Here is an 8,959-nt window from a genome sequence, read left to right as displayed (position 1 = left end):
CGGGGGCTTGTTACTTCGGTCTTGCGCTGGGCTACCAGGACTCGAACCTAGAATGACGGTACCAGAAACCGTAGTGTTGCCAATTACACCATAGCCCACTGAAACGCAACCCCTGGGGGCTTTGTCTCTGTCTGCGCTTCCCGGCCGGATCTTTCGGCCCGCTCGGGCGGCGCAGGAAGAACATTACCTGAAGGTGTCCGGCGCTCCAAAACGGGTATCGCCCGCCAGCAGGCCGGGAAGCTCGTCCAGGCCGGTGATCCGTACGAGCTCGGGGCGTCCGCCCCGGCCTTCCCGGTCCAGCCAGATCCCGGTCAGCCCGGCGGCCACCGCGCCGCCCGCGTCGATGTCGGGCTCGTTCCCGACGTACGCCACCTCGTGCGGGGCCAGCTCCAGCACCTCACAGGCGGCGTGGAACGCCCCCGCTTCGGGTTTGGAGACACCCAGCTCGACGGCGCACACCACGGCCTCGAAGCGGTCCCGCACCCCGAGGGCGCGCAGCTTGCGGTCCTGGTTGTGGATGCTGGAATTGGAGAGGACGGCGTGCCGGAAGCTTCCCGCCAGCCGGTCCAGGACCGGCACGGTGTCCGGGAAGAGCGCCCAGGCGGCCTCGTAGTGGACGACGTGACGGCCGAACCACTCGTCGGCCTCCGCGTCGCTCAGCAGCCGCCCGAGGAACGCGCGTACGCGCTCCCGGCGCTGGCCCGGGAAGTCGAGCTCCCCGGCGGCGAAACGCGCCCACTGCGCGTCGGTGATGGCCTTCCAGGCGTCGAGGGCGCGCTCCAGGGAGTCGTAGCCCTCGGGGAAGCCCTCGTGCTCCAGATGCTTGCGCATCCCGGTGCGGTCGGCGGCCGAGTAGTCGAAGATCGTGTCGTCGATGTCCCAGAGAACCGCTCGGATCGGCATGCCGGCCAGATTACCGGGGCGGCCCCCGCATGACGACGGGGTGACCGCCCCTGCCGGGCGGCCACCCCGTCGTGTGCGAACCGGGCGTTACGCGGCGAGCTTCGCCAGCGCCGCGTCGATCCGGGCGATCGTCTTCTCGCGGCCCAGGATCTCCAGGGACTCGAAGAGCGGCAGACCGACCGTGCGGCCGGTGACGGCGACACGGACCGGGGCCTGTGCCTTGCCGAGCTTCAGGCCGTGCTTCTCACCGGCGGTCAGGACGGCGGCCTTGAGGGCCTCGGCGTTCCACTCGGCGGCGAGCAGTTCGGCGCGGGCGGTGACCAGAAGGGCGTCGGAGCCCTCCTTCATGGCCTTCGCCCAGGACGCCTCGTCCTCGACGGGCTCGTCCAGGAAGAGGAAGTCCACGTTGGCCGTGATGTCCGAGAGAACCGTCACACGGGTCTGGGCGTGCGGGGCGATCTCGGCGAACTTCTCCGCGTCGAAGGCCTCGGGCGCCCAGGGGGCGAAGGGGGCCTTCAGCCAGGGGCCGCAGGCCTCGGTGAAGGTCTTCACGTCGAGCATGCGCAGGTGCTCGGCGTTGATGTGCTCGGCCTTCTTCAGGTCGAAGCGCGCCGGGTTGGCGTTGACGTCGGCGATGTCGAACGCCGCCACCAGCTCGTCACGTCCGAAGATGTCGCGGTCCTCGGCGATGGACCAGCCGAGCAGCGAGAGGTAGTTGAGCAGCCCCTCGGGCAGGAAGCCGCGCTCGCGGTAGAGGTTCAGCGAGGCCTGCGGGTCGCGCTTGGAGAGCTTCTTGTTGCCCTCCCCCATGACGTACGGGAGGTGCCCGAAGGCCGGCGTGTCCTTGGCGATGCCCAGCTCGGTGAGCGCCCGGTAGAGGGCGATCTGCCGCGGGGTGGAGGAGAGCAGGTCCTCGCCGCGCAGGACGTGGGTGATCTCCATCAGGGCGTCGTCGACCGGGTTGACGAGGGTGTAGAGCGGCGCGCCGTTGGCCCGGACGATGCCGTAGTCCGGGACGTTCTCCGGCTGGACGGTGATGTCGCCGCGGACCAGGTCGGTGAAGGTGATCGCCTCGTCGGGCATCCGGAAGCGGACGATCGAGGTGCGGCCCTCGGCCTCGTACGCCGCCTTCTGCTCGTCGCTCAGGTCGCGGCAGTGCCCGTCGTAGCCCGACGGCTTGCCGGCCGCGCGGGCGGCGTCACGGCGGGCGTCGAGCTCCTCGGTGGTGCAGTAGCAGGGGTACGCGTGACCGGCGTCCAGGAGCTTGGCCGCGACGTCCTTGTAGAGGTCCATCCGCTGCGACTGGCGGTACGGCGCGTGCGGGCCGCCGATCTCGGGGCCCTCGTCCCAGTCCAGGCCGAGCCAGCGCATCGAGTCGAGCAGCTGCTCGTAGGACTCCTCGGAGTCGCGGGCCGCGTCGGTGTCCTCGATACGGAAGACCAGGGTGCCCTGGTGGTGCCGTGCGAAGGCCCAGTTGAAGAGAGCCGTCCGCACCAGGCCCACGTGGGGGTTGCCGGTCGGGGAGGGACAGAAACGTACACGGACAGGTGCGTTAGCCACGCTTGATCACCTTGTTGGTGAGAGTGCCGATGCCTTCGATGGTGACGGCGACCTCGTCGCCGACGTGCAGGGGGCCGACCCCTGCGGGGGTCCCGGTGAGGATCACGTCGCCCGGGAGCAGCGTCATGGCTTCCGTGATGTGGACGACCAGGTCCTCGACGGAGCGGATCATGTCGCTCGTCCGGCCGAGCTGGCGTTGTTCGCCGTTGACCGTGGCCTGGATGGCCAGGTTCCCGGGGTCGACGTCGGTCTCCACCCAGGGGCCCAGCGGGCAGGAGGTGTCGAAGCCCTTGGCGCGGGCCCACTGGCTCTCGCGCCGCTGGACGTCACGCGCGGTGACGTCGTTGGCGCAGGTGTAGCCGAAGATGACGTCCTTGACGCGCTCACGCGGGACCTCGCGGCACATGCGGCCGATCACCACGGCCAGCTCGGCCTCGTGGTGCAGCTCCTCCGAGAAGGAGGGGTACTCGATGGAGTCGCCGGAGCCGATCACCGAGGTGGTGGGCTTGAAGAAGGCGACGGGCACATCCGGGACCTCGTTGCCCATCTCGGCGGCGTGTTCCGCGTAGTTGCGGCCGATGGCCACGACCTTGTTGGGGAGCACGGGCGGCAGCAGCCGGACCTTCTTCAGCGGGACCTTGGTCCCGGAGAGCTCGAAGTCGGCGTACGGGATGCCCTTGATGATGTCGAGGACGAGGCTGTCGGGGCTGTCGCCCTCGACCGCGCCGAAGGCGACATTGCCGTCGATGGAGAACCTGGCGATGCGCACGGGATGCTGTCGCCCCTCACTTGCTGGCTGGCTGAAGACTGACGCTCCAGGCTATCGCCTCGCCGGACGCGGGTGAGGGGCCCTGCGGCGCGGGATCACTCAGCCGCAGCAGTGGCGGCCGCCGGGGCCGTCATGAGGATGGTGCGGCGCGGGTTGGCCGTCTGGGTGGGCAGGTCGACGGCGTGCTCCCGCTGCTCCGGCGTCCGCAGCGCCTCGGCGTCCGCGAGGTGCGCCAGCGTCGTGCGCCGGGGGTTGGCAATGTTGCGGAACATCATCGTCGTCTTCATCTGCCGTACGGGTCCTTGCCGCTGGGGCGCCACTCGGAGGTGCGCCGGTTGTCGGATTCGCTATCCCTGTAAAGCGCCAGGCTAAACATCCGATTCCCCGGCTTGGCCGGGATGAGACGGCGATCATCATGTGAGTTTGCTCACGAAGTTGATGACAAAGCGCCCATTCCAGGCACTTGACCATGGGATGCAAACCCGACAATACGGTGCTGAATCAGCCATTCCGCTCCCGATCATGGCGTCTGGGACACCTGCTCCCCCCGGGGAGCACACCCTTAATCGTCCGGTTTGACCGTGTACACGCTCCACATCTTGTTACCCGGCCATCACACGGTGTCATCAAGGTCACAGCCCGGTACGCGGGCCTTGTTGGAGATCCTCCACTGTGCTGGAATTCCACGCACCGCCGCGGGTTTCAGGCCCAGCGCGCAGGGGCGCAACGCAGCGCCGAGTGGCGGCGGGAGGGGGAAGTACGCCGGTCACTCACGACCACCATGGGGCGCGTCCAGCGCCCCACGACGCCGACACCGTCCCGGCGCGCCATGCGCGAAGGGACGCCTGGTCCAGAGGTTGCGACGCTAGTGCAGGGACGTTTCAAGAGGGATGGCATGGGGTCGCCCCAGCCCCGCCAGGGCCGAGGGGAAACTCCGGCGGATCAGGAGCCGCGCGGCGGGAACGACCGCGGTTCCTCGCCCCAGCGCGCCCAGAATCCCGGTCCGGCCGGTGACGGCGGCGACCGTGCGCAGCGCTCCGGCTCGACGAGCTCCGGCAGCGCGGAGTCCACCGCGGCTCCCAAGACGGCCGTCCCCACCTCCGCCGGCTCACGCGTCGCCCTGCGTAACTGGCGCATCAGCACGCGTCTGGTCTCCCTGCTCGCCCTCCCCGTGGTCGCGGCGACCACCCTGGGCGGACTGCGCATCAACGAGTCCATGAACGACATGGACCAGCTGGAGCACATGCAGCTGCTGACCAAGATGACCAAGAAGGCGACCGCGCTCGCCGTCGCGCTCCAGGAGGAGCGCGACAGGTCGGCCGGGCCGCTGTCGAACGGCGCCAAGGCGACCGACTACAAGGTCATCCAGCCCCGTGAGCGCACCGACCGCGCCAAGGCGGCCTTCTTCGAGGCCACCGACGAGATCGGCAACGCCCCGGGCGACGCGGCACTGGACAGCATCCACTCGAGCGTCAGCCAGATCGGCACGCAGCTGGGCAACATCACGAGCATCCGCAAGGACGCGTACGCCGGCAACAGCCCGAGTCTCAACACGATCGACCAGTACAGCCAGCTGATCACCTCGCTGCTCAGCCTGTCGCAGGACATGGCGCAGGCCACCAGCAACCCGGAGATGATCAAGCGGACGCGTGCGCTCGCCGCCTTCTCCTCCTCGAAGGAGTACGCCTCCATCGAGCGCGCGATCATCGCCGCGGCGCTGCCCGGCGGTGACAGCAAAGAGACGCACCTGAACGACAACGACCAGGCGTTCGGGCGCAACGCGCAGCACAAGGGCGACGCGACCCTCAAGACGTTCGAGACGACCTACGAGTCCATGGGCAAGAGCTCCGCCGAGCTGCTGGCGCCGCTGGACAACGGGAATCCCGAGATCACCGCGGCCGACGTGTACGCGAAGAAGGTGCTCGACAGCCCGCTGGGCATGGAGGGCGCCGGCACCAAGACCCGCACGTACATGGACTGGGTCGACCAGAGCTCCAACAAGATCAACGCCATGAGGACCATCGAGGAGACGCTCCTCGGTGAGATGGAGAGCAAGGCCCGCGAGCTCAAGGAGGAGTCGCAGCGCGACGCGATCCTCAACGGTGCGATCATCCTGATCGTCCTCGGGGTCTCGCTGGTCGGCGCCTTCGTCGTCGCCCGGTCCATGATCCGCTCGCTGCGGCAGCTGCAAGACACCGCGACCCGGGTCGCCCAGGACCGGCTGCCCGAGCTCGTCCGCCAGCTCTCCGAGACGGACCCGCAGGACGTCGACACCTCCGTCGAGTCCGTCGGTGTGCACTCCCGGGACGAGATCGGCCAGGTGGCCGCGGCCTTCGACGACGTGCACCGCGAGGCGGTCCGGCTGGCCGCCGAGCAGGCGCTGCTGCGGGGCAACGTCAACGCGATGTTCACCAACCTCTCGCGCCGCTCGCAGGGCCTCATCCAGCGTCAGCTCTCGCTCATCTCCGAACTGGAGTCCCGCGAGGCCGACCCGGACCAGCTCTCCTCGCTCTTCAAGCTCGACCACCTCGCGACCCGTATGCGCCGGAACGGCGAGAACCTCCTCGTCCTCGCGGGCGAGGAGCCGGGCCGCCGGTGGACCCGCCCCGTGCCGCTGGTCGACGTCCTCCGTGCCGCCGCCTCCGAGGTGGAGCAGTACGAGCGCATCGAACTGGCCGCGGTGCCCGCCACCGAGGTCGCCGGACGCGTCGTCAACGACCTCGTGCACCTCCTCGCCGAGCTGCTGGAGAACGCCACGTCGTTCTCCTCGCCGCAGACGAAGGTCCGGGTCACCGGTCACGCGCTGCCCGACGGCCGTGTGCTCGTCGAGATCCACGACACCGGCATCGGCCTCTCCCCCGAGGACCTGGCCGCGATCAACGAGCGGCTCGCCTCGCCGCCCACCGTGGACGTCTCGGTCTCCCGCCGCATGGGTCTGTTCGTGGTCGGCCGGCTGTCCCTGCGACACGGCATCCGCATCCAGCTGCGTCCCTCCGACTCCGGTGGTACGACCGCACTGGTCATGCTGCCCATGGAGGTCGCGCACGGCGGCAAGCAGCCGTCGAAGCCCGGCCAGCAGGGCAAGGGCCCGCAGGGCGGTGCCCCGGGCGGCCTTCTCGCCGGCGGCGCTCCCGCCGCGGGCGCGGGCGGGCAGCGTCCCGGACTCGGCGGCCCCGCCGGCCAGCCTCCCGCCAAGGGACTGGGATCGACCGCCCCGCGCGGCCAGGTCGGCGCGGGTTCGTCCCCCCGGGCCGCGCTGCCCTCGCGCGACGGCGGACCGCGTCAGCCTCAGCAGGGTCTCGGCCAGCAGGGTCTCGGCCAGGGCCCCGGTCAGCAGGGCCCCGGTCTGCCCGGCCAGGGACGTCCGGAGGGTCCGCGTCAGGGCGGCGGCCTCGCCGGTGCCTTCGCCGGCGGTGCCCGTCCCGGTGCGCGTCCCCCGCAGGACTCCTCGGGCGGCGCGGACTCGGGCCGGCCCAACCTCTTCGGCCACTCCGGCCAGAGCGGCCCGCCCGCGCGGCAGGCTCCGCAGCAGGCCCAGCTCGGCCAGGGAAACCAGGGCGGCCAGGGCGGCCCGCAGCACCCCGGTGGCCCCGGCCGCCAGCTGCCGCCGTCCGGCGGACCGCGGGCCGAGCTGCCCGGCGGCAACCCGCAGCCCCAGCGCCCGCAGAGCACCAGCTGGGGTGTCGGCGAGCAGGGTGCTCCGCGGCGTACGCAGCCGGACTCCCCGCGTGGTCACGAGGAGCACGACACCGGCCGGTTCGCCCGGCCCGGCACCTCGGCCCCGAACCAGCAGTTCGACCCGCAGAACCAGCGCCCCCCGATGAACGACCGTCAGGGACCGGGCGCCACCGAGGAGTTCGCCCGTCCGGACTTCTCGGCGCCGCAGGCGCCCCAGGCGCCTCACGCCCCGCAGGCGCCGGACCCGGCGAGCACCGCGCAGTTCGCCCGCCCGGACTTCAACGCCCCGATGCCGCAGGACCAGGGCTTCGGCCGTCCGCAGCAGGACCAGGGCTTCGGCGCCCAGGCGCCGGGACGTCCGCAGGCACCGCAGCACCGCGACAACGCCGACTTCGGCGCGCCGCGTCCGCCGGCCCCCTCCGCGGGTGAGCCGCCGCAGCGTCCGGCCCTGCCGCAGCAGCCCGAGGTGCTGCCGCCGGCCGGTCCCGGTGACGGGCGTACGCCGCTGTACGACACGCTGGAGACGAACTGGTTCCACGGACCGCAGCAGGGTGGCCAGCAGCCGCCCGCCGCGGAGCCGCAGGCACCGGTCGCCCCCCGGCCCGCCGGCAACCAGCCCCCGCCCATGCCCCGGCGTGGCGCGGCCGACACCGGCGCCACCAGTTCCTGGCGCGCTTCGCCCAACGACGAGCTCGTCCGGCAGGCGGAGCGGGTCAAGAAGCCCGCCGCGGGCGGGATCACGACTTCCGGGCTGCCCCGCCGTGTCCCACGTGCCAATTTGGTGCCGGGCACTGCTCAGCAGCAGAATCATCAGTCCGGACCTCAGGTTTCGCGTGCGCCCGATGACGTACGCGGCCGTCTGACCAATCTCCGCCGGGGCATCCAGCAGGGACGACAGGCCAACACAGGCTCGTCTACCGGCAGTTTCCAACTCGGCCCCACTCACCAGCAGGAGCGTTAGTTGAGCCCCATGAGTCAGGCCGCGCAGAATCTGAACTGGCTGATCACCAACTTCGTGGACAACACCCCAGGGGTGTCCCACACGGTGGTGGTCTCCGCGGATGGCCTGCTGCTGGCGATGTCCGAAGGTTTCCCGCGCGACCGCGCCGATCAGCTGGCGGCCGTCGCCTCCGGGCTGACGTCGCTGACGGCGGGGGCTTCGCGGATCTTCGAAGGCGGCGCCGTGAGCCAGACGGTCGTGGAGATGGAGAGAGGATTCCTCTTCCTCATGTCCATCTCCGACGGTTCCTCACTCGCCGTACTCGCCCACCCGGACGCGGACATCGGTCTGGTGGGGTACGAGATGGCACTCCTCGTCGACCGCGCGGGGACCGTCCTCACCCCTGACCTCCGCGCCGAGCTACAAGGAAGTCTGCTCCACTAGACGGCCATGCGGCAGACACTCGACGCGATCCCCCCAGGTACTACTCAAAACCCTCACCCGTCCGGCCGACACAGCCCCTCACCGGCCACCTTCAGACGGCAAGCCGACACCCTGCTGTCACGCCCGGAGGATTTATGACCCCGCCACCCGCCTCACCTGATCCGTACGGCGCTCTGCACCACGCGTCGTACGACGGTGAAGGCGACCAGCCGCTGGTACGTCCGTACGCCATGACCGGCGGCCGGACCCGGCCGCGCTACCAGCTCGCGATAGAGGCACTGGTCAGCACGACTGCGGACCCCGCCCACCTCGGGACGCTGCTTCCCGAGCACCAGCGGATCTGCCACCTGTGCCGCGAGGTCAAGTCGGTGGCCGAGGTCTCGGCCCTGCTGTCCATGCCGCTCGGCGTGGCACGGATCCTCGTGGCGGACCTGGCGGAAGCCGGCATGGTGGCCATCCACCAGCCGGGCAACGGAGAGGCCGGCGGCGCGCCGGATGTGACACTGCTCGAAAGGGTGCTCAGTGGACTTCGCAAGCTCTAGTGGCGGTACGGCCCGCGCCACCACGTCCGCGAAGATCGTGGTGGCAGGGGGCTTCGGCGTGGGTAAGACCACGTTTGTCGGTGCCGTCTCGGAGATCAATCCGCTGCGCACCGAAGCCGTGAT

General features: G+C 70.5%; 7 protein-coding genes, 1 tRNA gene and 1 pseudogene. 4 read left to right on the top strand and 5 right to left on the bottom strand.

Annotated features, from left to right (window positions below; genetic code table 11):
- Positions 1-26 precede the first annotated feature (26 nt).
- From ACZ607_RS16920 to ACZ607_RS16900, 5 genes are all read right to left on the bottom strand, one after another.
- Positions 27-98: transfer RNA gene (locus ACZ607_RS16920), tRNA-Gln, on the bottom strand.
- An 85-nt stretch (positions 99-183) separates the two neighbouring features.
- A complete protein-coding gene (locus tag ACZ607_RS16915; protein ID WP_469735445.1) occupies positions 184-903 on the bottom strand; it encodes an HAD family hydrolase in 720 nt (239 codons plus the stop codon).
- A gap of 87 nt (positions 904-990) precedes the next feature.
- Positions 991-2,463 carry a glutamate--tRNA ligase gene (gene gltX / locus ACZ607_RS16910; protein ID WP_469735444.1) on the bottom strand — a complete coding sequence of 491 codons (1,473 nt, stop codon included), beginning with the start codon at positions 2,461-2,463 and terminating at the stop codon, positions 991-993.
- Positions 2,456-3,232 (bottom strand): fumarylacetoacetate hydrolase family protein, encoded by a 777-nt coding sequence (locus ACZ607_RS16905; protein WP_099177631.1) that lies wholly within the window; start codon positions 3,230-3,232, stop codon positions 2,456-2,458. The genes gltX and ACZ607_RS16905 overlap by 8 nt, the downstream gene beginning before the upstream one ends.
- 95 nt (positions 3,233-3,327) lie before the next feature.
- Positions 3,328-3,519, bottom strand: coding sequence for a hypothetical protein (locus ACZ607_RS16900; RefSeq protein ID WP_469735443.1), 192 nt, complete (start codon positions 3,517-3,519; stop codon positions 3,328-3,330).
- Positions 3,520-4,127: 608 nt separating this feature from the next.
- On the opposite strand from ACZ607_RS16900, the gene ACZ607_RS16895 reads away from it, so the two are divergent.
- From ACZ607_RS16895 to ACZ607_RS16880, 4 genes and pseudogenes are all read left to right on the top strand, one after another.
- Complete coding sequence (locus tag ACZ607_RS16895) at positions 4,128-7,871, top strand: sensor histidine kinase (protein WP_469735442.1); 3,744 nt, start codon at positions 4,128-4,130, stop codon at positions 7,869-7,871.
- 9 nt (positions 7,872-7,880) lie between these two features.
- Positions 7,881-8,294 carry a roadblock/LC7 domain-containing protein gene (locus ACZ607_RS16890; RefSeq protein WP_006127850.1) on the top strand — a complete coding sequence of 138 codons (414 nt, stop codon included), beginning with the start codon at positions 7,881-7,883 and terminating at the stop codon, positions 8,292-8,294.
- Between the two features lie 134 nt (positions 8,295-8,428).
- Positions 8,429-8,836, top strand: a complete 408-nt coding sequence (locus ACZ607_RS16885) for a DUF742 domain-containing protein (RefSeq protein ID WP_003966010.1) — start codon at positions 8,429-8,431, stop codon at positions 8,834-8,836.
- A pseudogene (locus ACZ607_RS16880) lies at positions 8,817-8,959 on the top strand (ATP-binding protein); the annotation flags it as partial. The gene ACZ607_RS16885 and the pseudogene ACZ607_RS16880, both read left to right, overlap by 20 nt.

This window comes from Streptomyces sp. NPDC104381 (assembly GCF_055583745.1).
Note: the sequence above shows the minus strand (reverse complement) of the source record. Positions and strands in the feature narration are given on the sequence as shown.